Origin of the sequence: Streptomyces sp. NPDC048172 (genome assembly GCF_043202595.1) — a bacterium.
In the GTDB taxonomy this organism is placed as follows: Bacteria; Actinomycetota; Actinomycetes; order Streptomycetales; family Streptomycetaceae; genus Streptomyces.
Map to the genome: position 1 here is coordinate 132,683 of NZ_JBIDAT010000011.1, position 24,785 is coordinate 157,467.

The window sequence follows — 24,785 nt, forward strand, 5'->3', positions numbered from 1 at the left end:
GAGTGTCGCGGCGAGGGACGCGGAACGGGCCTCAGGAGAAGAGCAGAGCTGCCCCGTAGAGCAGCCCGGCGTAGCCGCCGGCGAACACCACCACGATCAGCGCCAGCCAGGCCAGAGCGCCGCCGGGGACGGGCCCTGGGGGCTCCGCCTTCGGCGGTTTGACGGGACAGCACTTCGAGCAGTGCGGCTCCACATCCACGCGACGCAGCGTGCTCGCGCGGCCGTACCCCGGCAAGCCGCGGACCGGCCAGGGTCCGTGCCGCCCGGCGGCCGTACCGGCCTGCGCGTTCGCGGACGCGAGGGGCGGCAGGGGCACGAGCGGCACGGGTGCGGGGGCGCACCTGACCGGTTCCGGCTCCCGGCGGTACGCCGGGGCGCGCTCCCGGGCGCCCCGGCGCCGCAGCGAGGCGCCGCAGCGAGGTTGGGACAGAACCCGGGCAGATCCGCCATGGTCCTGACGGACGCGGGGCTGTTCGCTGGGGTGAAGACGCGATCCAGGTGGAGGGGGCGAGCGCTCATGACGGGCGGGAAGCGGTGCGCGCGGTGCCGACGGGGGACGGACGAGCCGGTGATGATCGGCGCGGTGGAGGCCGGTTCGGGCCCCGGCGCGATCCTCTACGCGTGCCCGCCCTGCGCTCGCGCGTACGCCGAGAAGTGGTACGCGCCCGACTGGCTCCGGGCCGAGCTGGCCGTACGGGAGACGGCGGCCGAGGGAGAGGACGCGGAGGGGCGGGCGCCCGACGGGGCCGGAGTGGTAGACACGGAACCGTGACGGAATCCGTGACCTCAGAGCCCACCCTCCCCGACAGCGAGCCCGTCCACCCAGGACCCGCCCACTGCCGCCTCTGCGGCCACCCTCTGCACGACCGCGTCTCCCGGATCTGGGGCCTCGGCCCGGCCTGCCGCGACAAGCTCCGCCTCCGGCTCGCCCCGCGGCCCCCGGACGTGGAGATCGACCAGGAGACACTGCCGGGCACGGCCGTATGAGCGGCGTACGGGCGGTGGCCGTTTCCCTCTTGTCCGAGCGGTGACCACTTTCGTCCCCGCCTGTCGCGACGAACGTCAGCTGCGCGGGGTGACGGAGCGTGTCTAACGTGGCGGCGTGAATCCCCTGCACCGTACGAACGCGCGTCCGGCCACGGTCGCCGCCCGGCTGGCGGCCCCGGTCCGGAACCTCTTCGCGCCCGGCATGTGGCCCGCCCGGCGCATCACCCGCGAGGTGCTGCTCTGGCTGGTGCTGGGCCTCAGCGCCGCGGGTATCGAGCAGTTCGACGGCGCGGGGCCCGCGCGGGCCGTCGCCGTCGGGCTGCTCGTCGGGCCGGTCGTCGCCCTGCGCCGCACGCTGCCCGCGACCGTGGTGATGGTGATCGCCGTCGGCATGGTCGCGTACGGAGGGCTCCTCCCCGCGGTGTGCGTGGCGTCCTGGTCGGCGGGGCGGCGCGTCGAACCGCCCTCCCGCGCGGTGGCCGTCCTCGCCGTCGCCTACGTGGCCAACATCGGCCTCACCGTCGTCACGGACCTGCCGGGGTTCGTGCCCTCGGCTCTCCTCTTCGGGGCGCTGGTGCTGCTGGTCCTCATGGTGGTGCCCGCGCTCGTCGGCCGGTACCGGTCGCAGCGCCGCACGCTGGTCGACATCCTGGGCGAGTACCACGCGCAGTCGCTGCGCGAGCGGCACATGGTCGCGGGGCAGGCGCGGCTGCGCGAGCGGCAGCGCATCGCCCAGGACATGCACGACAGCCTCGGCCACCAGCTCGCACTGATCTCGGTGCACACCGGCGCGCTGGAGGTCGACACCGAGCTGACCGGGCGGCAGCGCGAGGCCGTCTCGGTGCTGCGCGAGGCGTCGGTGGCCGCGATGCGCGAACTGCGCGAGGTCGTCGGCCTGCTCCGCGAGCCCGGCGACCCCCGCGACCCCCGCGACACCGGAGGAGCCGCCGAGGGCGACCGGGACGGCTCCGGGGCACGGCCCGCCTCGCGCGTCGCGGACGGCATCGAGGGGCTGGCGGAGACGTCCCGGAACGCGGGCGCCGCCGTGGAACTGCGGCGCACGGGCGAGCCCAGGCCGCTCGCCCCGGCCTCCGACCACGCGGCGTACCGCATCGCGCAGGAGGGCCTCACCAACGCGCACAAGCACGCGCCCGGCGCCCGTATCACCGTGACCCTGAGCTACGAGGAGGACGCGCTGACGGTGGAGGTCGCCAACGGCCCCCCGCCCGCCTCCGCGCCCGGGGGCCCCGCGCGCGAGGTCGTGAGCGGCGGGCAGGGCCTCACGGGCCTCGGCGAGCGCACCCGGCTGGTCGGCGGCATGGTCCACGCGGCGCCCACGCCGGAGGGCGGCTTCCGGCTGGCGGGCGTCCTGCCGTACGCGGTCGGGTCCGAGGCGGGGAACGCGCAGGCACCGGCGGCCGGATCCGCGACCTTCGTGGACCCGGGCGACGACCTTCGGCAGCCGACGCCGGGCACCTGGCCCGGCGACGGTGTTCCGGTCCACGACGGGACCGGATTGCCGAAGGAGCTGGTGAAGGCCGTGAGCAGGAACAGAGGGCGCGGAGGACTCAAGGTCGGCTGCGGGATCGTGGCGCTGGCCGTCCTCGCGGGACTCGGCATCGGCGGGTACCTCCTCGTCAGGAGCATCAACAAGGGCTCGATCGAGCGGAGCCAGTACGACGCGGTGAAGGTGGGCCAGTCCGAGAAGGAGGTGCGGGGGAAGCTGCCGAGCGGCGACTCGATCTTCACCGAGGGCATGACGAAGGGGGGACCGCCCGAGCCCGGGGGAGCGGAATGCCTCAGGCTGGTGGACCTGGACAACACGGAGATGGACTCGGAGACCGTCTACCGGTTCTGCTTCAAGGACGGCACATTGATCGAGAAGAAGACGTACGAGGTAGCGCAGTAGCCCGCGGAACCCGGGCACAGCGCAACCTGGGCACAGCGGAACCTCGGCACAGCGGAACGGGAGAGTCGTGATCAGGGTCCTCATCGCGGATGACGAGCCGCTCATCCGGGCGGGCATCAAGGTCATCCTCACCTCCGCCGACGACATCGACGTCGTCGCGGAGGCGGCGAACGGCCGTGAGGCGGTGGAGGGCGCCCGCGCGCACCGCGCGGACGTCGTCCTCCTCGACATCCAGATGCCCGTGATGGACGGCCTGACGGCCCTCCCGGAGCTGGGCCGCGCGGCACCGGGGACGCGGGTGCTGATCCTCACGACGTTCGGCGAGCAGGAGAACGTGCTGCGCGCGCTCTCCGGCGGCAGCGTGGGCTTCCTCCTCAAGGACTCCGCGCCCGCCGAGCTGATCCGCGCGGTACGGGCCGCCGCGGCCGGTGACGCCTATCTCTCCCCGGGCGCCACCCGCCACGTCGTCGACTCGCTGGCCTCCGGCACCCCCGCGCACCGCACGGAGGAGGCCCGCCGCCTGCTGGCCACCCTCTCCGCGCGCGAACGCGACGTCCTCGCCCTCCTCGGCGAGGGCCTCTCCAACGCGGACACGGCCCACCGGCTCCACATGAGCGAGGGCACGGTCAAGACGTACGTCAGCCGCGTCCTCGCCAAGCTGAACTGCGACAACCGCGTCCAGGCCGCCCTCCTGGCCCGCGACGCGGGCCTCCGCCCGGAGGGCGCCTGACACGCCGGTCCGGGCCGGCGGTCCCGGCGGCGGTCAGAGCAGACCCGCTTCCTCCAGGCACGTACGGACGCGGGCGGTCTCGGGCTCGGTGTGGGCGCGCATCGGGGGGCTGACCGCCGGGGTGCGGATGACGCCGCGCAGCGCGAGCGCGGTCTTGAAGCCGCCGATGCCGCCGGTGGTCCCGGAGGCGGTGCCCGGCTCGACCGCGTCCACGAGGGCGAACAGCCGGGCGAGCCGGTCCTGTTCGGCCTTGGCGGCGGCCCAGTCGCCGCGCCGCGCGGCCTCGTACAGCCGGACGTAGCCGCGCGGATCGACGTTGCCGAGCCCGGGGACCACGCCGTCGGCGCCGCCCAGCAGCATGCCGTCGACGACGACCTCGTGCCCGGTCAGCGCCGCGAAGCCGGGCAGTTCGCGGGAGCCGAGGACGAGCTGGCGGAAGCCGACGTCGTCGCCGCTGGAGTCCTTCACGCCCGCGAGCACGCCCTCGGCGGCGAGGGAGAGGACCGTGGCCGGGGCGAGCTTGGTGTGGACGCAGACCGGCACGTCGTAGGCGAGGAGCGGCAGCTCGACCGAGCCCGCGATCTGCCGGAAGTGCGGGCCGAGTTCGGTGACGTGCGTACGGGTGTAGAAGGGGGCGGTGGCCACGATCGCGTCCGCTCCGGCCTTCGCCGCGACCCGGGCGCGCTCCACGACGCGGTTGGTGGTGGGCTCGATCGCGCCCGCCAGCACCGGCACCTGCCCCGCGGCGGCGCCTGTGACGGTCTCCAGCACCGTCTGTTGCTGGTCCGGGGTGAGATACGCGGTCTCGCCCGAGCTGCCGAGCGCGAAGAGGCCGTGCACGCCCCCTTCGAGGAGGTGGCCGACGAGGCGCTCCAGCGACGCCGTGTCGACCGCGCCGTCCTCGGTGAGCGGGGTGACGACGGGCGGGACGACGCCGGTGAAGGGGGAGGAAGGGGCGGAATCCGGGGCGGTGCTCAAGTGGATCTCCTTGTACGGGTGTTCTCGTACGGTCAGGCGGCGGGGTGGACGCAGTGCCAGCGGTGGCCCTCTCCTCCCTCGGTGACGGCGGGGAAGGTCTCCTCGCAGGCCGCGTCCGCCTTCCAGCAGCGGGTGCTGAACGGGCAGCCGCGCGGCGGGTGCGTGGCCGTCGGCACCGGGCCCGTCAGCACGATGCGCTCGGTGGTCTCCAGCAGGCTCGGCGTCGCGGAGAACAGCGCCTCGGTGTACGGGTGGGAGGGCGCGGCGCCGACGGCCCGCGCCGGGCCCTCCTCCACGATCCGCCCGAGGTAGAGCACGGCCAGGCGGTCGGAGAGGTGGCGCACGGTCTGGATGTCGTGCGAGATGAAGACCATGCCGAGGCCGAGCCGTTCGCGCAGGTCCACGAGGAGGTTGAGTACCTGGGCGCGTACGGACACGTCGAGCGCGCTGGTCGGCTCGTCGGCGACGATCAGCTCGGGGCCGAGCGCGAGCGCCCGCGCGATGGCCACGCGCTGCCGCTGCCCGCCGGAGAGCCGCCCGGGCAGCGACTCGCGCACATGGCCCGGCAGGCCGACGAGGTCGAGCAGCTCCGTGACCCGTTCCTCGCGCTCGCGCTCGTTCCCGCGCCGGTGCACGTCGAGCGGGTCGCGCAGGATCCGTCCGACGGGCAGCCGGGGGTTCAGCGCGGTGGACGCGTCCTGGAAGACGACGCCGACGCTCTGCCCGAACTCCGTACGGCGCCGCGCCGCCGGCATGCCCCACAGGTCCTCGCCCCGGAAGGTCACGGTGCCCTCGGTGGGCCGCTGGAGGCCGGTGAGGACGCGGGCGAGCGTCGACTTGCCGCAGCCGGACTCCCCGACGAGGCCGACGATCTCGCCGCGCCCCACCTTCAGGTCCACCCCGGTCAGGGCGTGCACCGCATCCCGCCGGAAGACGCCGCCGCTGCGGGCCCGGTGCCTGACGTGTACGCCGTCGAGCTCGATCACTGGACGCCCTCCTTCTTCTTCACGTGGTCCTGTTCCGGCGCCGGCCTTTGCGCGTGCCCCACCGGGTGGTGGCAGGCGAAGCGGTGCTCGCGGCCGTCGGCGGCGGGGGTGAGGAGGGGCGCCGTCGTACGGCACAGCTCCGTGGCCGCCGGGCAGCGGGAGGCGAAGCGGCATCCGCCGCCGAAGCCGGTCGGCGGCGGGACCACGCCGGGCACCTGGTGCAGCCGGGCCGTGCCCGCTTCGAGAGAGGCGACCGAGCCGAGCAGCCCGCGCGTGTAGTGGTGCGAGGGGTCGGTGAGCAGCGCCCGTATCTCCCCGAGTTCGGCGATCCGGCCCGCGTACATCACCGCGACCCGGTGCGCGAGGTCGCCGACCAGCGCGAGGTCGTGCGAGACGAGCACCATGGCGAAGCCCAGCTCCCGCTGCAGCTCCTCCAGCAGCTCCACGACCTGCGCCTGCACGGTGACGTCGAGCGCGGTGGTGGGCTCGTCCGCGATGAGGAGGCGGGGGCTGCGGGAGAGGGCCATCGCGATCAGTACGCGCTGCCGCTGGCCGCCCGAGAGCTCGTGCGGGTAGCTGCGCAGGGTGCGTTCGGGGGAGAGGCCGACGAGGTCGAGCAGCTCGGACGGGGTCCTGGTGCCGCCGCGCCGGGTGAGCCTGCCGAGCTGCTTGCCGATCAGCACGGACGGGTTGAGCGAGGAGAGCGCGTCCTGGTAGACCATCGCGATCTCCGGGCCCATGAGCGTACGGCGCTCGCGCGCGCTCAGCCCGAGCAGGTCGCGGCCCCGGTACTCGACGCGCCCCCGGACCTCGGCGCCGGGCGCCAGCAGCCCCATCACGGCGAGGCTGGTGAGGCTCTTGCCGCAGCCCGACTCGCCGACGAGGCCGAGGGTCTCGCCCTCGCGCACGGTGAGCGACAGGCCGTCGACCACGGGGACGTCGCCGTAGCGCTCGGGGAAGCGGATGCCGAGGTCCTGTACGGAGAGGAGCACGGGCGCGTCCTCGGGCACGGGCGTGACGGCGGCGGGCGCCTCGCGCAGATGCGCGGCGAGCCGGTCCAGGGCCTCGTCCACGTGCGCGGAGGCGGCGGCTTCGCGCACGGGGTCGGGCCCCGCCGGGGTGTCCGTGTCCGCGTCCGAGTTCGTGTCCGTGTCCGTGTCCGTGTCCTTCTCCCTCGCGGGCTCCGCCTGCCGGGGCGCCGACGTCGCGTCCGTCATCCCCTCGGAGAGCACGTTGAGCGCGAGCACGGTGACGAGGACGGCGAGCCCGGGGAAGAACGTCGCCCACCAGCCCCCGGCCAGCAGGATGTCCCGGCCGTACGCCAGGACGCTGCCCCAGCTCGGGTCGGGGTCCTGCACCCCGGCGCCGATGAAGGAGAGGCTGGCCTCGAAGATGATCGCCTCGGCGACCATGACCGTGGTGAACACCAGCACGGGCGCGGCGCAGTTGCGGGCGACGTGCCGCAGCACGATGAAGCCGCGCCGGGCGCCGATGACCTTCTCGGCGGCCACGTAGTCCTCGCCGTACTGCTCCCGCACGTTGGCGCGTACGACGCGGGCGAGCGACGGGGTGTAGACGACGGCGATGGTGAGGACGATGACTGGCACGCTGGTGCCGAAGACCGCGACGAGCACGGCCGCCAGGGCGATCGGCGGGAACGACATCACCACGTCGAGCAGCCGCATGACCGTCTCGTCGGCCCACTTGCGCGAGGTCGCGGCCAGCGCGCCCAGCACGCCGCCGAAGAGCAGGGCGAGCGCGGCGGCGCCGAGGCCGATCAGCAGCGAGTAGCGGGCGCCGTGCACGACCCGGGCGAAGACGTCGCGCCCGGCGCGGTCGGTGCCGAAGAGGTGGTCGGCGCCCGGGCCCTTGACGGGCTGGCTCATCGCCAGCGGGTCCTGCGTCAGCAGCGGCGCGAGGACGGCGCCGAGGACGACGGCCAGCAGGACGCCCAGGCTGATCCGGGAGGAGAGGGGCAGCGCGCGCAGCGCCCGGAGGCGGACGCCGGTACGGGCGAGAGCGCGCCCGCGCTTGCCGATGAGGGAGCCAGGGAACATCTCACACCGTCCTGATGCGCGGGTTGACCAGCAGGTGGAGCAGGTCGACGAGGACGTTGACGACCAGGAACGTGACGGCGATCGTGAGCACCGTGCCCTGCACGAGCGCGGTGTCGTTGCCGGTGACCCCTTCGAGGATCAGCTTGCCCATCCCCGGCAGGTCGAAGATCGCCTCGATGACGACGGCGCCGCTGAGCATGTAGCCGACCTTGATGCCGAGCACCGTCAGCGGGTTGACCAGCGCGTTGCGCAGCGCCGAGCGCAGCACCGCGCTCTCCGGGAGCCCGCTGCCGCGCGCCGTACGGACGTAGTCCCGCTCCAGCTCGGTGACGAGCGAGGTGCGCACCAGCCGGGCCAGCGAGGCGGAGACGGCCAGCGCGATGGAGACGGCGGGCAGCGCCATGGTGTGCAGCCAGCCGGTGAAGGAGTCCGCCGGGTTGGTGTAGCCGCCGGTCGGGAAGAGCGGGGTGTTCAGCGCGAACTGCTGGATCAGCAGCACGCCCAGCCAGAACGAGGGGATGGCGACGCCCGCCATCGACACGACCCGTACGAGCTGGTCGGGCCAGCGGTCGCGGTACACGGCGCCGATGACGCCGAAGACGACGGCGAAGACGATCGCGAGGACCAGGCTCAGCAGCGTGAGCTGGAACGTCAGCGGGAACGCCGTCCCGATCCGCTCGGCGACGGGCGAGCTGGGCGGCACCGTCGAGCCGAGGTCGAAGTGGAGCAGGTCGCCGAGGAAGCGGAAGTAGCGCACGGGGAGCGGGTCGTCGAGCCCGTGCTCCTTCGCGAAGGCGGCGCGGGCCTCGGGGCTCGCCCCGTCCCCGAGCGCGTTGTAGGCGGGGTCGGTCGGCGAGAACTGCATGACCACGAAGACCATCAGCGTGATGCCGAGGATCATCACGGGCAGCATCGCGATCCGGCGCAGCGCGAGCCGGAGGAAAGCGATCATCGTCGTGTTCCTAGGGGTCTTGTGGATCGGGCGGATCGGGTGGATCGGGCGGATCGGGGTGGGTCACGCGCGGGCGGTGCCGAGGAAGGAGAGGCCCGTGGTGGGCAGCGGACGGAAACGTTCCAGCTCGTCCGGCGCCCACGCGCAGGGCAGCCTGCGGTGCAGGAGGGGGTAGAGCGGCACCTCGGCGGCGACCAGGTCCTGGGCCTTCGCCCAGAGCCGGGAGCGCTCCTTGCCGTCGGTGCTCCTGGCGGCGTCGTCCAGGAGGGAGGTGAGCGTGCGGTAGCGCGGGTCGTCCTTCCAGCCGTACCGGGTCTCGGGCCACAGGCCGTTGTAGAACCAGCGCATCAGCAGGTCGACGTCGTTGCCGAAGACCGAGGGGTCGCCGGGGGCGAGGAGCGCCTGGTACCTGCCCTGGTCGACCTTGGCGTACTGGGCGGGGGACTGCGCGATGCTCAGGGAGGTCTCGACGCCCACCGCGTCCCAGGCCTCCTTGACGAGCGGCGCCGCGTCGTTGACCCAGCCGGTGTCGGTGACCAACAGTTCGACGTCGAGCCGCCGTACGCCCGCCTCGCGGAGCAGCTCGCGGGCCCGCCCGGGGTCGTAGCCGTAGACGGTGGCGGCCCTGCGGTGGTCGGGGTGGTCGCGCTGCAGGTAGCCGGTGGCGGCGTCACCGCCGCCGAGCAGCGCGATCCGGATGAGCTTCTCGGTGTCGACGGCGTGGTGCAGGGCCTGGCGCACGCGCCGGTCGTCGAAGGGTTTGCGGGCGCAGTTGAACATCAGGAACAGCAGCCCGAAGGACGGCACCTGGCGCACGGTGCTGAAGTCCTTCATCCGGTCGATGTCGAGGTACGGCACGTCCTCGATGGCCTGCACCCGGCCGGACTCCAGGGCGCTCACCCGGGCCGAGGAGTCCGAGATCAGCCGCCAGACCATGGTCTTCGCGCGGGCGGGGTGCTTCCCGTTGTACCGGTCCCAGCGCGCGAAGGTGATCCGGTCCTCGCGGGTCGCGCCGACGAGGCGGTACGGGCCCGAGCCGACGGGCTTGGCGTCGAAGCCCTTGGGGTCCCTCTCGACGATCTTCTTCGGGACGATCCGGACCACGGATATCCGGGACGGGAAGAGCTCGAAGGCGTGCTTGAGCCGGAACTCGACGGTCCTGCGGTCCACCGCGCGGACCTTGTCGAGGAAGGGGACGAACTGCGCCATGATCGAGGCGTTCTTCTTGTCGAGGACGCGTTCGAAGCTGAAGACGACGTCCTCGGCGGTGACCTCGGAGCCGTCGTGGAAGGTGGCGCCTTCGCGGAGCGTCGCGCGGTAGGTCAGCTCGTCCTTCTTCTCCGGCATCCCCGTCGCGAGCCCGGGGCGCGGGTCGAGCGTGGCCGGGTCGAGGTCGACCAGCCCCTCGAAGATGTGCATATTGGCGGCGTACGGAGTGGCACCGGAGGTGATCATGGGGTCGAAGCCCGTGGAGAGGGTGTAGGACAGCCCGGCCTCGATGGTGTCGCGGCCCGTGCCGTCCCCCGCGTACACGGTGGACTCGGGCCCGCCGCAGGCCGACAGGCTCGCGGTGAAGGCCGCGGCGGCGCCGAGGGCGCCGCTCGCGCGCAGGAAAGCGCGGCGGTCCAGCGCTGCGATCTTCCGGTCGGGCATAGGTCTCCTCCACGCGGGGGCAAGGCAACGCAACAGGATGAGGAAGGCGGGGCATCAGACGTATGATGTCTGATGCCGATGGTCGGGGAAGCTAGCCCGACGACGGAAGGAAGGTCAAGAGGTGGGGAGTTCGAACATGGTGGAGAGCAGGGCCGGCGTGGGCAGGCAGTTGCTGCGCCAGGAGGTGACCGAGGGGATCAAGCGGTACATCCTGGAGAATCACCTCCGCCCCGGAGACCCCCTCCCGACCGAGAGCGCCCTGTGCGAGGCGCTGGGGGCCAGCCGCTCCAGCGTCCGCGAGGCCGTGAAGACGCTGCACGCGCTGGACATCGTCGAGGTCCGGCACGGCCACGGGACCTACGTGGGGCGCCTCAGCCTCTCCGCCCTCGTCGAGTCGCTCACCTTCCGCGGGATGCTCAGCGCCGACGACGACATGCAGGTCATGTCTGACCTGCTGGAGGCGCGCGAGCTCTTCGAGCGCGGCGTCGCCGAGCGCATCGTCGTCTCCCTGGACGCGGAGTACCTCGACACGATGGAGGGGCTCGTCGAGCAGATGCGGCGCAGCGGCGCCGCCGACGGCACCGGGTTCATCGAGTCCGACCGCGCCTTCCACGCCCACTTCGTCAGCGCCGCGGGCAACGCGCTCATCGGCCAGCTCTCCATGGCCTTCTGGGACGTCTACGCGATCGTCGCCCCGCACCTCAACGTCGTCACGCACGAGGGCGAGCAGGAGACCATCGCCGCACATCAGCGCATCGTCGACGCGGCACGCGCGGGCGACGCCCCGGCCCTGGTGGCGGCGCTGGCCGACCACTACGCGCCCGTACGGCGCAGGCTGGCCGACTCGCGCGCGCGGAACGCCACGGGCGGTGCCGCCGAGGGGAGTTGAGCCCGGAGGGTTCCCCCTCCGCCCCGACCCGGCTCTGTGTGAGGGCTCTTGACGTTCTCGCGGAGTTCTCCCTAGGGTCACACGGCCATAAGACGTCTGACGTCATGTGTCCTTGCGCTCCTAGGGAGATCCCGCCTCCATGCCCCTCGCCGACCTTCCGCTCGCGGAGTGCCGCGACTTCCGCCCCGAACTCCCGGAGCCCGACGGCTTCGACGACTTCTGGTCCCAGACCTGCCGCGAGGCGGAGAAGCACGCCGGGGACCCGAAGTTCGAGCCGGTCGAGAACGGGCTCGCGCTGGTCGACACGTACGACGTCACGTTCACGGGCTTCGACGGCGACCCCGTACGCGGCTGGCTGCACCTCCCGCGTACGGCGCGGGATGAACCGCTCGGCTGTGTCGTGGAGTTCCTCGGCTACGGGCGCGGACGCGGGCTGCCCCACGAGAACACCCTCTGGGCGCTCGCGGGCCACGCCCACCTCGTCATGGACACCCGCGGCCAGGGCTGGTCGGCCTCGCCCGGCGTCACCCCCGACCCGGGATCCGCGCCGCACGGCACGGTCCCCGGCTTCCTGACCAGCGGCATCCACAACCCGTACACGCACTACTACCGGCGCCTGTTCACCGACGCCGTGCGCTGCGTGGCGACCGCCAGGGCCCATCCGGCCGTCGCCGCCGACCGCGTCGTCGTCGCGGGCGTCAGCCAGGGCGGCGGCATGGCGCTCGCCGCCGCCGGACTCGCGCCCGGCCTCGCGGGGGTGATGGCGGACGTGCCGTTCCTGTGCCACATACGCCGCGGTGTCGAACTGGCCCTCCAGCCGCCGTACGCCGGGGTCGCCGAGTACCTCCGCCTGCACCGCGACCGCGACCGTACGGAGGCGGTCTTCCGCACGCTCTCGTACTTCGACGCCGCGCTGCTCGGCGCCCGCGCGAGCGCCCCCGCGCTCTTCTCCGTCGCGATGCGCGACGAGATCTGCCCGCCCTCCACCTGCTTCACGGCCCTCAACCACTACGGCGGGCCGAAGGAGGCGCGGATCTACGAGTTCAACGGGCACGAGGGCGGCGGCCAGTACCAGCAGCGCGAGCAGCTCGCCTGGCTGCGCGCCCTCCTCGGCTGACGCCCCGCCCAGCTCCCGCCCAGCTTCCGGGCGGCGTCGCCGTCCGGTCCACCGGAATCCACCGGAGAGGAAAGGAACACCGCATGCGGCACACCTTGAGAACGTACGGCCGAGGCGCGGCTCTCACCGCGACGGCGGTCGTCGGCGCCGCCGTCGCCACCGCCCTCACCGCCCCGGCCGCGCAGGCCGCCCGCACCGCCGCCGATCCCGCCCAGCTCTCCGCCCGTACGGCCGTCGACTGCACCGGCGGCGCGCTCCAGCTCATCCTGGAGAACAGGTCGGGCGCCGACGTCGAGTTCACCGTCGCGGGCCCCGACGGCGGGGCGTCCGTGCAGCGCACCGTCTCCGCGGGCGGCAGCACCGAGCTGCACTGGACCCGGGCCAAGGGCACCGCCTACACGCTCAAGGCCACGGCCCCCGGCGGCTTCCAGCGGACCGAGAGCGGCAAGATCTCCTGCGGCCTGGGCAGCGGGACCCCGCAGCTGAACACCACGCGGCTCTTCTCCACCGACACCGTCTTCAAGGGGCTGCTCGGCGCGGACGGCAAGGAGTACGACGGCAAGGCCAAGTCCGTCCGCATCCCCGCCCTGGCCACCACCAACGACGGCACGATCCTGGCCGCCACCGACGCGCGCGTGGACGGCAGCACCGACCTGCCCTCCAACATCCAGGTCGGCCTGCGCCGCAGCACCGACAACGGCGCGACCTGGACAGACCCCGAGATCGTCGCCCACGCGGACAGGACCGACACGGGCACGGGCGACAGCAGCCTCCTCGTCGACCGCGAGACCGGACGCGTCTTCCTCTTCTACAACTTCGCCCGCCCCGGCACCGGCTTCTACGAGGACAGCGCGGAGGGCCAGCACCTCCAGTACGTCTCCAGCGACGACAACGGCGCGACCTGGAGCAAGCCGGTCGATATGAACGCGCAGGTCAAGCAGCCCGGTTGGAAGAACCAGTTCCTCTCCTCGGGCCACGGCATCCAGACCGACAAGGGCCGCCTCGTCCAGCCCGTCGTCTACCGCGACGACAAGGGCACCCACACCGGCAACCTCGTCAGCGACGACCACGGCAAGACCTGGAAGGCCGGGTCCGAGGCGGGCACGGACGTCAACGAGTCCAAGGCCGTGCAGCGCTCCACCGGCGCCGTCACCCAGAACATGCGGCACAACTCCGGCGGCGCCCGCTACTACGCGACCTCCCCCGACGCCACCGCCCCCTTCGGGGCCATGACCCGCTCCGACGCGCTGCCCGACCCGGGCAACAACGCCGACGAGATCGCGTACCTGAAGCCGGGCGCGGGCAAGCCGGGCCTGACCGGCACGGCCCTGTTCAGCAACACCGCCTCCACCTCGGGCCGCAACGAGCTGACGGTGCGGCTCAGCGAGGACGACGGGGCCACCTGGTCGCGGCGCGCGGTGATCAAGCCGGGTGCGGCGGGCTACTCGGCGCTCTCCGTCCTGAAGGACGGCTCCGTCGGCAACCTGTACGAGGTCGGCGACAAGGGAGGCATCTACTTCACCCGCCTCACCACGGACTGGCTCCGCTAGAGCGCCGTCAGACGTCAGGCGTCAGGCGTCAGGCGGAGAGGCCCTGGAGCAGGTGGCGCAGCTGCTCCGTCTCCTTCTCCGGCAGCGGCAGCAGGGGCGGGCGCGGGCTGCCGACGCCCCGCCCCTGGAGCGCGAGCCCCGCCTTGACGGCCCTCGGCAGCCCCTGCTGGACGATGAAGCTGAGGAAGGGGAGGAGCTCCGCGAGGATCGCGTCGGCCGCCTCCGCGTCCTCGCGCCGGGCGGCTTCGTAGAGCGCGAGGCACTGGCGGGGGACGAGAGCGGGCGCCGCGGTGCACCAGCCCGCGGCGCCCGCGCGGAAGGCCTCCAGGGCGAGCGGATTGCTCCCGTTGTAGACGGACAGCGCCCCGTCGGAGAGTTCGCGCAGGGCGCGGAAGCGGGTGGCGTCGCCCGAACTCTCCTTGACCATCGTCAGGTTCGGTATCCGCCGCGCGAGCCCGGCCACGGTCTCGGGCAGGAGATCGACGCCGCTCGTGCCGGGGTTGTTGTAGAGCATCACGGGGAGACCGGCGGCGTCCGCGACCGTCGCGAAGTGCCGCGCCAGCTCCGCCTCGGTCAGCTTCCAGTACACGAGCGGCAGCACCATGACCGCGGTGGCCCCGTGCCGGGCGGCCACCCGTGCGCGCCGCACCGTACCCTCCGTGCTCCAGTGCGCGACGCCGACGACGGTGGGGACCCGCCCCGCGACGGCGTCGAGGGTCGTCTCGCAGACGGCGTCCCACTCCGAGTCCGTTAAGTAGGCGCTCTCGCCGGTGCTTCCCAGCGGCGCCACGGCATGGCTTCCGGCCGCCACCAGCTCGCCGGTGAGCGCGCGCAGCACGGTCAGATCGACCTCGCCGGTGGCCGGGGCGAAGGGGGTGACGGGGTAGGAGATGATGCCGTGCACAGGTGCTTCGCTCATCACAGCTCCACCTCGCCGGTGACGCAGTCGGGGTGGATGCGCAGCGCCCGGCGCGCGTAATAGGCGAAGCTCGCCTTGTTGCGGCGGTCGGTCGAGGTCCAGTCGTGGGCCTCGCGGGCGAGCGCCGGGTCCAGGGGCTGGATCGTCCCCGCCGCCATGGCGAGCAGCTGGAGGCGCGCGGCCCGTTCGATGATCACCGCCAGGGAGCACGCCTCCTCGACGGTGGCGCCGGTGACGAGCTGGCCGTGGTGGGCGAGCAGGATGGCGCGCTTCTCGCCGAGGGCCGCGGAGATGATCTCCCCCTCCTCGTTGCCGACCGGTACGCCGGGCCAGTCCCTCAGGAACGCGCAGTCCTCGTACAGCGGCGTGGTGTCCATGTGGGAGACCACCAGCGGCACTTCGAGCATCGCGAGGGCCGCGGCGTGCAGCGGGTGCGTATGGATGATGCAGTTGACGTCCTCGCGGGCCCGGTAGATCCACGAGTGGAACCGGTTCGCGGGGTTGGGCATGCCCTCCCCTTCGAGGACCCGCAGATCCTCGTCCACGAGCAGCAGATTGTCCTCGGTGATCTCGTCGAAGCCGAGCCCCAGCCGCTGCGTCCAGTACGTACCGTTCTCCGGGCCGCGGGCGCTGATCTGCCCCGCGAGCCCCGAGTCGTGCCCGCCGTCGTAGGCGATACGGCAGGTCAGGGCGACCTTCTGCCGGGTGGTCAGCTTCGAGTCGCCGAAGTGGGTGTCCATCTGCCGCTCGGCGCGGTCGACGAGGGTGTCTTTCGTGTCGTGCAGGGTCTTGGCCATCTGCGCTCCGTTTCCGGGCTGCGTGGTCGTGGTTCCGAGAGAATGTGGCCGTGCAGGAAACAAGTTGCACGATAGGAAACCTTGTGTCATGCAGCAAGGGTGCCGGTACTGTCCCTGTGACAGCGAATGGAGAGTCACCGGTGATCAATCGCGTACGGCGGCTCCGTAAGGAGCGGCTGATGACGCTGGAGGCGCTGGCCGAGCGCTCGGGCGTCACGAAGAGCTATCTGTCCAAGGTCGAACGCGGCCAGAGCGTCCCGTCGATCGCCGTCAGCGCCTCCCTCGCCAGGGCCCTGAACGTGCCGCTGGACAATCTCTTCGCCGACGCCGAGGAGCTGACCGAGGTCACCGTCACGCGCGCGGGCGACCGCCAGCAGCTCACCGCCGACGGCGAGCCGGGCTCCCGCTACGAGGGCATCGCGCTGGAGGCGGGCACCAAGCGGATGACGCCCTTCATGCTCTACCCGCCGCACGACGCGGGCCCGGTGCCCTTCCGCGACCACCCCGGCGAGGAGTTCGTCTTCGTCCACACGGGCCGCGTCGAACTGCTCATCCCCTCCCGGACCGTCGAACTCGGCCCCGGCGACTCCGCGTACTTCCGCGCGACGACCCCGCACAAGTTCCGCTCGGTGAGCGAGGAACGGGCGGCGCTCCTGCTGCTGGTGTGCGACGACCGCGCGGCACCGCCCCCGCACCACCCCTGACCGAGGAGTCAGGGGCGGGCGAGGCCGACGGTCGCCACGGCCGACAGCAGCGCGGCCCCCAGCACCACGACGGCCGTGGAGAGCGCGGGGTCACCTCCCAGCGCGCCGGGAAGCGGCGCGGCCGCGGCCCCCAGCAGGAACTGGGCGCCGCCGAGCAGCCCGGACGCGGCCCCGGGGGCGTCGTCACCGGCGGCGAGGACGAGGCTCGTCGCGGCGGGCAGCAGCATCCCGAACCCGGAGGTCAGCCCGAAGAGACAGACCCAGGTGATGCCCAGCGAGTCGGCACCGGCGACGAGGAGCACCACCAGCGCGCCCATGGACGACACGGTGACGGCGACGCCCGAGACGAGCAGCGAGTGCAGACGTACGCGCCCGGCCAGCCGCCCGAACACGACCCCGGCGGCGACGGTCCCGAGGGCGTTGACGGCGAACACGAGCCCGTACCCGGTGGGCGAGAGCCCGTACCCGTCCTGGAAGACGAACGGCGAGCCGCTGATGTACGCGAACAGCGCGCCCAGCCCACACCCCAGGACGAGCAGATATCCGACCAGCGCGCGGCGCCGCAGCAGTCCGCCCATCGCGCCGAGCGCGGCCCGCAGTCCGCCGGACCTGCGCCGTCCGACGGGCAGCGACTCGGGAACCCACGCCCACACCGCCGCCATCAGCGCCAGCCCCGTCACCGCCAGCACCACGAACACCAGCCGCCACGAGCCGAGCCCGAGCACGAGCCCTCCGGTGACCGGCGCCACCACCGGCGCGGTCGACCCGATCACGCTGAGCGCCGCGAACTGCCGTGCGGCGCGGGCGCCGCTGAACAGATCGCTGATCACCGCCCGCCCGATGACGATCCCCGCCCCGCCCGCGACCCCCTGCAGCAGCCTCATGGCGTCGAACACGGCGAGGGTCGGCGCGCCCGCGCACCCCAGGGACAGCACGGCGAACATCCCGGACCCGCCCAGCAGCAACCGCCGCCGCCCCCACGCGTCGCTCAGGGGCCCGAGCACGACCTGCCCCACCGCGAGCCCGAGGAGGCAGGCCGTCAGAGAGAACTGCACACCCGTCGCCGAGGCCCCGAACGAGTCGGCGATGAGCGGGAACCCGGGCGCGTACATGTCGACGGCGAACGGCGACACGGCGGAGAGCCCGGCGAGGACGAGAACGAGGGAGAGGGCGGGGGCGGGGATGCGAGGGGATCTCATGCCCGGATCCTCGGAGCGGGACGCAGCCGACGGTGTGGAGGGAGCCCCCGGAACCTGTGGAGCCCGGAACGTGCCTTCTTCAGGCGTGCGCGCGCCGGAACCGGGCGGGTGACACGCCCCGGTCCCGCCGGAAGGCATAACCGAAGTTGCTGGCCGACGCGTACCCGACCTCGTGCGCGACCCGCTCCACGGTCCAGCCGGTCTCGACGAGCAGCACGGCGGCCCGGTCGAGACAGCGCCGCCGGTGGTGCTCCATGACGGACGTCCCGTAGAGCGCCCGGAACCCGGTGGTGAGCCGGCGCACGGACATCGAGCAGGCACGCGCGAGCTCGGCGAGGGCGGGCGGCGAGTGCCGCGCGCCCCAGAGAATCCCGGGCACGCGCCGGAGTGCGGCGACTTCGTACGGTGCGAGGACGACCCCGGCCTCGGCCCCGGCCCTGGCCCTGGCCCTGGCCCCGGAACGTTCGTCGTCCGGCCCGTCCAGCTCGTCAACGACCGCCCCCAGGGCGTCGAGAACGCGCGACTCCAGGAACAGCCGCCGCCCGGGGGAGGCCCGCCGGTGCAGAAAGACGTCCTCCAACGGCCTCACGACGCCCCGGAATCCGGGAGCCCGCCCGGCGTACTGCGCCCGAGCGGCACTCTCCGCCCGGGTGTCCCGCCAGGCCCCCACCCCGAACCCGGCGAGATACGCCTCGACTCCGGACCAGGTCCCGGTGACGGACACGGCCCGGTACCGCACCCCACCCCCGTACGAGACGACACCGCCGACGGCCCCGCGCGGACTCAACGCCACGGCCCCGGCGCCGAGCGTCCCCTCCCCGCCCTGACCCTCCCGGACGCGCAACGCCCCGTCGAGACAGCACTCCAACTCGAAGTGACCGGAGGGAAACTCGAACCCCACCCGATGCTCGCCGTGGAAACTGACGTCGTACCGCACGACCTCGAACCCGCTCCCGAGCGAGGTCACCTCGATGCTCCCGTCCCCCACGGAAGGCCGGACCCGATACCGGACGCCCTCGCCGTCGAGGTCCTCACCCTCCCCGACAGCGCGGAGATAGTCCCCCTCCGAGCCCCCGCCCCCACCTCCACCACCGACCCGATGCACAATCGCCACACCGGCCAGGCTAACGACACCCCGGCGCTCGCGGCCGCGGGCGCTCCTCGGCGTACAGTCGGCCAGCGGGGCTGATCACGTGTGCCGCATGAACGTCCTTTCCATGCTTCCGCGTTCGACCGGTGGGCCCGGCACGTCTGCCGGGCCCTCGACCGTCAGGCCGTTCAGGAAGACGGCGATCTGGCGCCGTGCGACGTGGTCCCAGTCCGGGCCGTGGGACAGGGGCTGCGTGATGACGGCGCTGAAGATGATGAGGTCGGTCGCGTTGACCGGCGCGCGTACGGCGCCGGCGGAGCGGCCGGCGTCGAGGAATCCGTCGAGCCGCTGATTGATCCGCCTGCGCTGCTCCACGGCGGACGGGTCGAGCAGCGGCGGTGCGCCGTGCAGCGGCAGGAACAGCTGATCGCGTACGGCGAGCGCGCCCTCCAGGTAGCGCGCGATCGCGTCCAGGCAACTGATGCCGTCCTCGTGCTCGATCTCGTCCAGAAGGGAGTTGAGCAGCTCGTACGCGCGGAGTTCGAGGGCGTGCAGCAGGGCTTCGCGGTCCGGGTAGCTGCGGTAGAGGGTCCCGATGCCGAGGCCGGCTTCGGCCGCGATGGCGGCCAGCGGGACGTGGCGGCCGTCCCGGTGCATCGCGGTGACAGCCGCCGCGAGGAGCCGTTCGCGATTGGCTTCCGCGTCGCGGCGGGCTTTGCGGGGGCGGGACATCGGTGCTCCGTACGTGGTCGGGAGGACGGACCGGGGGCCGGGGTGGACGGTTGTGGTGAGCGCAGACTAATGTCAAAATCAAAGCGGACGAAATGCTCCGGTTTTCTGCCCCGCCCGTCCGCCCTCCAGCCACAGGAGCGACCGCGATGGTCACTGTCACTGTCACCGGAGCGACCGGACGGCGCACCCTGATCCTCGCCGGAGGGACCAACGACGTGTGCACCGTCTGTCCCACCCTCACCGCCCTGGCGCGTGAGGGGAATTCGCCCGCCGGGCAGGCCCGGCCTGCCGACTGTCGCCTCGCGCATCCCGGACTGAGGCGCTGAGGCCCACCATGACCTCCTCCGACTCCGACTCCGAGGACACGCTTCCAGCGGGATTCACCCGCCGCGAAGCGCACGTCAATGGCACCACCCTCAGCTACCTCACCGGCGGCGAGGGCCCGCCCCTCGTACTGCTGCACGGCTGGCCGCAGACCGCCCTCGCGTGGCGGCACGTGCTCACGCCGCTCGCCCGGCTCGGCTTCACCGTGCTGGCGCCGGACCTGCGCGGGCTCGGCCGCTCCGCGCGCGCGACGTCCGGATACGACAAGGACACGCAGGCGGACGACCTCCGCGCGCTGCTCGAATCGCTGCGGCTGCGCCGGGACGACGTACGGCTGGTCGGGCACGACATCGGTGGCATGGTCGCGTTCGCGTACGCGCGCCGATTCCCGGACACGGTCGAACGGCTCGTACTCGCCGAACTCGCCGTCCCCGGGCTGGGGCTGGAACAGGCCATGGACGTGGCCCGCGGCGGCAGATGGCACTTCGGCCTCTTCATGACCCCACAGGTGCCGGAGCTGCTGCTCTCCGGCCACGAACACGCGTTCTTCACCTGGTGGTTCGCCCACCTCGCGGGTGCTCCCGACGCGATCGGCGAGGCCGACGTCACCGCCGTGACCCATGCCTACTCCGGCACCGAGTCCCTACGGTGCGGTTTCGCGCACTACCGCACCCTGCTCGTCGACGGGCAGGTCAACCGCACCTGGTACGAGAGCGGCGGCCGACTCGCCATGCCGGTGCTCGCGATCGGGGGCGAGCTGGGAGCGGGCACCCGACTCGCCGACGCCGTACGTCCGGCGGTTCCCGGCGTGACCGCCGCCGTCGTGCCCCGCACCGGCCACTTCCTCGCAGAGGAGAGCCCTGCTGAGTTCCTGGGGCTTCTCTCCCCGTTCCTGAGCGATACCGGAAAGCCTCAGAAGGAGAGCCTGCCATGACCCCCACCGCCAACTCCCCCATCCCGCCCGACGATCCGCGGCGGCAGCTCGCCGTCGCCCGGCCGGGCGATGACGGCAGCCTCCAGCACATCGCTCTGGTCGGCGACGTCTACACCATCCTGCTGACCGGTGAGCAGACCGACGGCCGGTACTGCCTCATCGACATGCGGGTCCCGCCGGGCGGCGGTCCGCCGCCGCACCGGCACGGCTTCGAGGAGATGTTCACGATCCTGGAAGGGGAGATCCAGTTCACCTTCCGGGGCGAGGAGGTCACCGTGCACGCTGGCGAGTCCGTGAACATCCCGGCGAACGCGCCCCACTTCTTCCGCAACGTGTCCGACCGCCCGGCCCGCATGCACTCCATGTGCACCCCGGCGGGCCAGGAGGAGTACTTCCTCCAGGTCGCCGACCCGGTCCCGAGCGCGACCGCGCAGCCCCCGGAACTGACAGACACCGAGCTCGCGGCCCGCAGCAAGAAAGCCACCGACCTCGCCGCCCATTACCGCACCGAACTGCTCTGACACCACGAGCACCCCCGCCCCGGCCGTCATCCGCTACGGCTCTCCTCGGGGACGCCCCGCTCACCGATCGGGCCTCGGGCACAGCTCCCACAGGGAGGAGCACAGACGCATATGTGCCCTATGCGCGCCGCAAGCCGGAGACCCTGCCGCCCACTTGGCCCACGGCCCCTGACCCCAGCGCCCACGACGCCGGAGCCCCGCAGAGCAGCAGGACGGCAGCGTTGGATGTGTCGGGCCTTGCCCTGACCCACCTGGGGGGTCAGGGCGCACGGGTGGTGGTACGGCGTGACACAAGAGAGCCGTGGCTGAGGAACAGCCGGTCCGAGGAACCGCGCCGAACGTCGTCGAGGTGACTGGCCGTCATATGATGCGAGGGTGGGAATCGGTGACATAGCACGTGAGCACGTGCTTCAGGCGCTGGCGGAGTGCGACAACCTTGGTAGGCAGGCCTTCCTGGCCAAGTACGGGTTCAAGCCCGCTCGAGACTACTTGCTCCTTCATGACGGCCGTCGATATGACTCCAAGGCCATCGTCGGTGTGGCCCACCGGCATGCGAACGGCCGCGCCTTGGGGTCGAGTGACTTTTCCGGTGGTGCCGCGACAGTTGTCCCGGTGCTGACCCGGCTCGGCTTCCGCGTCGAGGAGGGCCGGGCTGGGAAGGACCCCGCCGAATCAAGCACCGAGACGCGCCTGTTGGTCTCGCCGGCGTACGGCAGAGCCGAGTCACGCCGGCACTGGGCCGATACGCTGGACCAGTTGGTGCCGTTCACGGAGGCCAAGTACGCCCGGAGACTGACGGAAGACCAGCTGGACGGTCTCAAGCAGTTCCACCCCGAAGGACAGGCACGCTTCTGGGGCGCCACACCAGGTCACGACCGCAAGATGGCGGGAGTGTCCGCAGGCGACGTAGTGCTCTTCACGGGGAAGAACCACATACGTGCCATCGGCGAGATCGGGGCCATTTTCCAGAACCGTTCCTTTGCCGACCTGCTGTGGCCGCCGAAGCAGGATGGCGAGAGCTGGCACACGGTCTACAGCCTGCGCCAGTTCGAGGTGACGGAGATTCCGTACACCACGTTGAGTGCTCTCCTCGGCTACAAATCCAACTTTCAGTATCCCGGGCAGTTGGTGCTCTCCGGTGATCGAGCTCGTGCGGGAATCGACGGCCTGCTCATCAATACCAGAACGGCTCTGGAGGACGCTGGTGCTGTGGCACCGCCCGGCGAGGTCCGCGAGTTGCCGGTGGAGCGACAGCACACCCGCTACACAGCGGTGGAGCGAGCTGCGCAGCAGGTCTTCTTCCGCCGCGACGAGGCCGCGTTGGTCATCGAATTTCGCGAAACTCTCACCGACACGACGGTGAAACGTTTTTCCAGTACGGCCGGTATCTGTGACATCTTTTTGAGCGGCCCTGAGGGGTGCGAGCTCATCGAGGCGAAGTCGCGTGTCGAGCGGAGTTATGTGCGCGAGGCATTGGCTCAGCTGCTCGACTACGCGCGATACGCTCCCAGCAAGGTCGATCGCCTCGCGGCGCTCTTTCCCCAACCGCTTGAGGCCAAGGAACGCCACCTCCTGCACCATTACGGGATCGACATCGTTCATCGGGTTCGTCAGGGCGTCTTTGAACGAGTCCCCGCCTCCGATCAGGCGCGTGAGCGGATGCGAAGCATGTGGGAGTCGCGTGAGCCGGGTGACTGACGCCTTCCTGGACGCGGCGACGTTCGTGCCTCGCGTGATCCGGCTGGACGGTGCTCGGTACGGCACCGCCACTTTGCTCACCGCGGCCGGGGCCGGACTCGGCGTCGTGATGCGGCGGCCGGTCACGAGGGGCCGCCTGCGTTGATGTCAGATGTGGATGCCAAAGGCCCCGGACCATGATCGGTCCGGGGCCTTTTCGCTGGTGCCCCCGGGGAGGAGCGGGCTGCATCTGTACGGGGCGAGTTGGTGATCTCGGCGTGGGTCGCGCTGGCCGGACGGTCAAAACGCTGATTGCGCTCGGGGTTACTACTTCCGGCGCTTCTTCGGCTTACCCTTGCGCCACCCGGTGGCCTCGCGGGACCAAGGGCCGCAATGGATGTCGCAGCGGGAGGCGCCGATGAGTGCCAGCCGTTGGCAGCGCGTTCCCTTCTTGGTAGTCGCTCCGCACTTGGACTGTCGGGCCATGCCATGCCACCTCTCACACGAGCGGAATGTCGGAAGACCCAACCTCTTGGCCTCGCGTTGTCGAGGGAAGGCGCACAGTGGTGCGAAGTGAAGTGCTCCGGCGCAGTAGGGCGGCACGGTACGGGGCTTCTAGGGGTTCCTCCCGGAGCACTTCTCCGGGGGCTCACCCCCGGGCCCATTAGGCGGGCCCTCAGTCGCGGCTACTACGGTGCAGGTCAGAGGTGGTAGGGCGGGTTCCCACGCTATCCCCGACTTATCTACAGAACAGTTCTGTTCAGATAAGGCGGGAGGAGCCCGGCGGCGGGCGCCGGTTGGGTTGATTCGCTTTCGCCGCGAGCGTGCACTCACCTGTCCGTGAGTCTCTTCATTCCCTCGTAAACCTCCCGTAGCTCTTTCACCTCTGGCAGATTTCTCTTCTCCAGTCCCGCTACGACCTCACGCGCTCGCCAATGGCTCGACGGGACGATCCGGCCGCTGAGAATGGCGCGCTGCGCGGCATCGCATGCTTCGTCGAGGCGGTCCTGGGCGAGCAGCGCCAGTCCGAGATCGATATTGGCGGTCGCCACTCGGCGAGGCCATTTGGTGATGTCGTCGCTCGGATTCAGGCGGTCGATCACTTCGCGGGCGTGTGTCTCGGCGGACGCGTCGCCGAGCCAGGCGAGCGTGGTAGCGGTGTAGGCGAGGGACTTCGACGGGTCGTAGCGGTAGTGGTGTTCCGGGCGTTCCGGGGTGTCGGCGGACGCTGCCATGGTGTGGACCCGGTCGATGGCCGCGTAGGTCTCCCGGGCTTGCCCCAGGCGTGCGCGAGCACGGCCCTCCTGGGCCGTTGACTGGATGGCCGCCGAGCTTCCCTTCGGAGCCGCCTTCTGCGCTGTCCGGGACAGCTCCAGGGCCCGTTGGTAGTCGCCTGCTGTCAGGACCCGCCAGGCTTCCGTCTCGAAGCACCACGCCTCGATCTCCGGCTGATCGGCTTCGTGGGCGAGCGCTGCTGCGGTCTGCAAGCGCGCCGCCGCCGCGTGCCGCTGCTTCAAATCGATGTGCAGCGTGGCGCCGATGAGCGAGAGCCACCCGCCGACGGTCAGGAGACGCCTGTGCTCCTTCAGCGGCTTGCGGCAGTCCAGTAATTGAGCCACGTATGCCGTGTGCCGACGGACGCGCGGCAGAAGATCTTGCGGGGGAGTCGTGGCGTAGGCGATAGCCAACTCGTCGAAGTCGGCTTCCAGCCGGGACAGGGTCTCGGGGCCGACATCGCTGGCTCGCACTCGCCGGAGCAGCTCCCAGGCTTCGAGTTCGTCGTCACCGTCGGTGCGATGTTCCGTGCCGCCGGAGCCAAGGACGGCTTCCAGCTCTGTCGCGTCGAGGCCGAGAAGCCGAGCGATCTTCGGCCGGTGCCATGGCTGCGGGTCGTTCTCGCCCTTCTCCCACCGCTGAACGGTCGTACGGTCCACCCGGAGCGCTTCCGCGAACTGCTCCTGGCTGTAGCCACGCGCCTTTCGGCGCTCGGCGAGGCGTCGCCTGCTGCTTGCCATGGCCGTCCTCCCGTTGAGGTGCCGCCCAGGTCAGCGTAGTCCTCGCAGCGGAGTCGCAGCAGGAG

Annotated in this window: 25 protein-coding genes; 13 read left to right on the plus strand and 12 right to left on the minus strand. The window is 71.9% G+C overall.

The genetic code is table 11. The features are described 5' to 3' along the window. Positions 1 to 31: 31 nt before the first annotated feature. The gene (locus ACGF3A_RS37910) at positions 32 to 325 is read right to left on the minus strand and encodes a hypothetical protein (protein ID WP_393735072.1); all 294 of its coding nucleotides are present in this window, start codon (positions 323 to 325) and stop codon (positions 32 to 34) included. 192 nt (positions 326 to 517) lie between these two features. Between ACGF3A_RS37910 and ACGF3A_RS37915 the strand changes: the two genes are divergently transcribed. The 4 genes from ACGF3A_RS37915 (at position 518) to ACGF3A_RS37930 (ending at position 3,626) form a co-directional block, all read left to right on the plus strand. Beyond that, the gene (locus tag ACGF3A_RS37915; protein WP_393735073.1) at positions 518 to 772 is read left to right on the plus strand and encodes a hypothetical protein; all 255 of its coding nucleotides are present in this window, start codon (positions 518 to 520) and stop codon (positions 770 to 772) included. Next, on the plus strand, positions 769 to 987 hold the full coding sequence (locus ACGF3A_RS37920; protein WP_393735074.1) for a DUF6011 domain-containing protein: 219 nt from the start codon (positions 769 to 771) through the stop codon (positions 985 to 987). The genes ACGF3A_RS37915 and ACGF3A_RS37920 overlap by 4 nt, the downstream gene beginning before the upstream one ends. Positions 988 to 1,102: 115 nt before the next feature. Continuing rightward, positions 1,103 to 2,896, plus strand: a complete 1,794-nt coding sequence (locus ACGF3A_RS37925) for a sensor histidine kinase (RefSeq protein WP_393735075.1) — start codon at positions 1,103 to 1,105, stop codon at positions 2,894 to 2,896. 67 nt (positions 2,897 to 2,963) lie between these two features. Next, entirely contained in the window at positions 2,964 to 3,626 is a 663-nt protein-coding gene (locus ACGF3A_RS37930) for a response regulator (protein WP_393735076.1), read from the plus strand. Positions 3,627 to 3,659: 33 nt separating this feature from the next. On the opposite strand, the gene ACGF3A_RS37935 is transcribed toward ACGF3A_RS37930, so the two are convergent. From ACGF3A_RS37935 to ACGF3A_RS37955, 5 genes are all read right to left on the minus strand, one after another. Next, complete coding sequence (locus tag ACGF3A_RS37935) at positions 3,660 to 4,604, minus strand: dihydrodipicolinate synthase family protein (RefSeq protein WP_393735077.1); 945 nt, start codon at positions 4,602 to 4,604, stop codon at positions 3,660 to 3,662. A gap of 32 nt (positions 4,605 to 4,636) precedes the next feature. Continuing rightward, entirely contained in the window at positions 4,637 to 5,590 is a 954-nt protein-coding gene (locus ACGF3A_RS37940; RefSeq protein WP_393735078.1) for an oligopeptide/dipeptide ABC transporter ATP-binding protein, read from the minus strand. Then, a complete protein-coding gene (locus ACGF3A_RS37945; protein WP_393735079.1) occupies positions 5,587 to 7,647 on the minus strand; it encodes a dipeptide/oligopeptide/nickel ABC transporter permease/ATP-binding protein in 2,061 nt (686 codons plus the stop codon). The genes ACGF3A_RS37940 and ACGF3A_RS37945 overlap by 4 nt, the downstream gene beginning before the upstream one ends. Before the next feature lies 1 nt (position 7,648). After that, the gene (locus ACGF3A_RS37950; protein WP_393735080.1) at positions 7,649 to 8,599 is read right to left on the minus strand and encodes an ABC transporter permease; all 951 of its coding nucleotides are present in this window, start codon (positions 8,597 to 8,599) and stop codon (positions 7,649 to 7,651) included. A gap of 63 nt (positions 8,600 to 8,662) precedes the next feature. Further along, the gene (locus ACGF3A_RS37955) at positions 8,663 to 10,252 is read right to left on the minus strand and encodes an ABC transporter substrate-binding protein (protein WP_393735081.1); all 1,590 of its coding nucleotides are present in this window, start codon (positions 10,250 to 10,252) and stop codon (positions 8,663 to 8,665) included. 136 nt (positions 10,253 to 10,388) lie between these two features. Between ACGF3A_RS37955 and ACGF3A_RS37960 the strand changes: the two genes are divergently transcribed. From ACGF3A_RS37960 to ACGF3A_RS37970, 3 genes are all read left to right on the plus strand, one after another. Then, on the plus strand, positions 10,389 to 11,141 hold the full coding sequence (locus ACGF3A_RS37960) for a FadR/GntR family transcriptional regulator (protein ID WP_393735082.1): 753 nt from the start codon (positions 10,389 to 10,391) through the stop codon (positions 11,139 to 11,141). Positions 11,142 to 11,280: 139 nt separating this feature from the next. Beyond that, positions 11,281 to 12,258 (plus strand): acetylxylan esterase, encoded by a 978-nt coding sequence (locus ACGF3A_RS37965; protein WP_393735083.1) that lies wholly within the window; start codon positions 11,281 to 11,283, stop codon positions 12,256 to 12,258. 83 nt (positions 12,259 to 12,341) lie between these two features. After that, positions 12,342 to 13,808 (plus strand): exo-alpha-sialidase, encoded by a 1,467-nt coding sequence (locus ACGF3A_RS37970; protein ID WP_393735084.1) that lies wholly within the window; start codon positions 12,342 to 12,344, stop codon positions 13,806 to 13,808. A 28-nt stretch (positions 13,809 to 13,836) separates the two neighbouring features. Here ACGF3A_RS37970 and ACGF3A_RS37975 read toward each other — a convergent pair whose 3' ends face one another. Then, entirely contained in the window at positions 13,837 to 14,727 is an 891-nt protein-coding gene (locus tag ACGF3A_RS37975; RefSeq protein ID WP_393735085.1) for a dihydrodipicolinate synthase family protein, read from the minus strand. Further along, positions 14,727 to 15,524, minus strand: a complete 798-nt coding sequence (locus ACGF3A_RS37980) for an aldolase (protein WP_393735086.1) — start codon at positions 15,522 to 15,524, stop codon at positions 14,727 to 14,729. The genes ACGF3A_RS37975 and ACGF3A_RS37980 overlap by 1 nt, the downstream gene beginning before the upstream one ends. A 140-nt stretch (positions 15,525 to 15,664) precedes the next feature. Between ACGF3A_RS37980 and ACGF3A_RS37985 the strand changes: the two genes are divergently transcribed. Beyond that, complete coding sequence (locus ACGF3A_RS37985; protein ID WP_393735087.1) at positions 15,665 to 16,228, plus strand: helix-turn-helix domain-containing protein; 564 nt, start codon at positions 15,665 to 15,667, stop codon at positions 16,226 to 16,228. Positions 16,229 to 16,236: 8 nt separating this feature from the next. Here ACGF3A_RS37985 and ACGF3A_RS37990 read toward each other — a convergent pair whose 3' ends face one another. The 3 genes from ACGF3A_RS37990 to ACGF3A_RS38000 all read right to left on the minus strand — a co-directional run bounded on the left by ACGF3A_RS37990 (position 16,237) and on the right by ACGF3A_RS38000 (position 19,249). Then, on the minus strand, positions 16,237 to 17,427 hold the full coding sequence (locus ACGF3A_RS37990; RefSeq protein WP_393735088.1) for a multidrug effflux MFS transporter: 1,191 nt from the start codon (positions 17,425 to 17,427) through the stop codon (positions 16,237 to 16,239). 79 nt (positions 17,428 to 17,506) lie between these two features. Beyond that, positions 17,507 to 18,541, minus strand: coding sequence for a helix-turn-helix transcriptional regulator (locus tag ACGF3A_RS37995; RefSeq protein ID WP_393735089.1), 1,035 nt, complete (start codon positions 18,539 to 18,541; stop codon positions 17,507 to 17,509). A gap of 75 nt (positions 18,542 to 18,616) precedes the next feature. Further along, entirely contained in the window at positions 18,617 to 19,249 is a 633-nt protein-coding gene (locus tag ACGF3A_RS38000) for a TetR/AcrR family transcriptional regulator (RefSeq protein ID WP_393735090.1), read from the minus strand. 146 nt (positions 19,250 to 19,395) lie between these two features. Here ACGF3A_RS38000 and ACGF3A_RS38005 point away from each other — a divergent pair, with 146 nt between their 5' ends. The 5 genes from ACGF3A_RS38005 (at position 19,396) to ACGF3A_RS38025 (ending at position 22,871) form a co-directional block, all read left to right on the plus strand. Then, the gene (locus tag ACGF3A_RS38005; protein WP_393735091.1) at positions 19,396 to 19,575 is read left to right on the plus strand and encodes a hypothetical protein; all 180 of its coding nucleotides are present in this window, start codon (positions 19,396 to 19,398) and stop codon (positions 19,573 to 19,575) included. An 8-nt stretch (positions 19,576 to 19,583) separates the two neighbouring features. Further along, positions 19,584 to 20,507 carry an alpha/beta fold hydrolase gene (locus ACGF3A_RS38010; protein WP_393735092.1) on the plus strand — a complete coding sequence of 308 codons (924 nt, stop codon included), beginning with the start codon at positions 19,584 to 19,586 and terminating at the stop codon, positions 20,505 to 20,507. Next, on the plus strand, positions 20,504 to 21,028 hold the full coding sequence (locus ACGF3A_RS38015; protein ID WP_393735093.1) for a cupin domain-containing protein: 525 nt from the start codon (positions 20,504 to 20,506) through the stop codon (positions 21,026 to 21,028). Before ACGF3A_RS38010 ends, ACGF3A_RS38015 begins: the two co-directional genes overlap by 4 nt. A 375-nt stretch (positions 21,029 to 21,403) precedes the next feature. Next, positions 21,404 to 22,726 carry a hypothetical protein gene (locus tag ACGF3A_RS38020; protein ID WP_393735094.1) on the plus strand — a complete coding sequence of 441 codons (1,323 nt, stop codon included), beginning with the start codon at positions 21,404 to 21,406 and terminating at the stop codon, positions 22,724 to 22,726. Continuing rightward, positions 22,710 to 22,871 carry a hypothetical protein gene (locus tag ACGF3A_RS38025; RefSeq protein WP_393735095.1) on the plus strand — a complete coding sequence of 54 codons (162 nt, stop codon included), beginning with the start codon at positions 22,710 to 22,712 and terminating at the stop codon, positions 22,869 to 22,871. The genes ACGF3A_RS38020 and ACGF3A_RS38025 overlap by 17 nt, the downstream gene beginning before the upstream one ends. A 664-nt stretch (positions 22,872 to 23,535) precedes the next feature. On the opposite strand, the gene ACGF3A_RS38030 is transcribed toward ACGF3A_RS38025, so the two are convergent. Continuing rightward, on the minus strand, positions 23,536 to 24,720 hold the full coding sequence (locus ACGF3A_RS38030) for a helix-turn-helix domain-containing protein (protein WP_393735096.1): 1,185 nt from the start codon (positions 24,718 to 24,720) through the stop codon (positions 23,536 to 23,538). Positions 24,721 to 24,785: the final 65 nt, after the last annotated feature.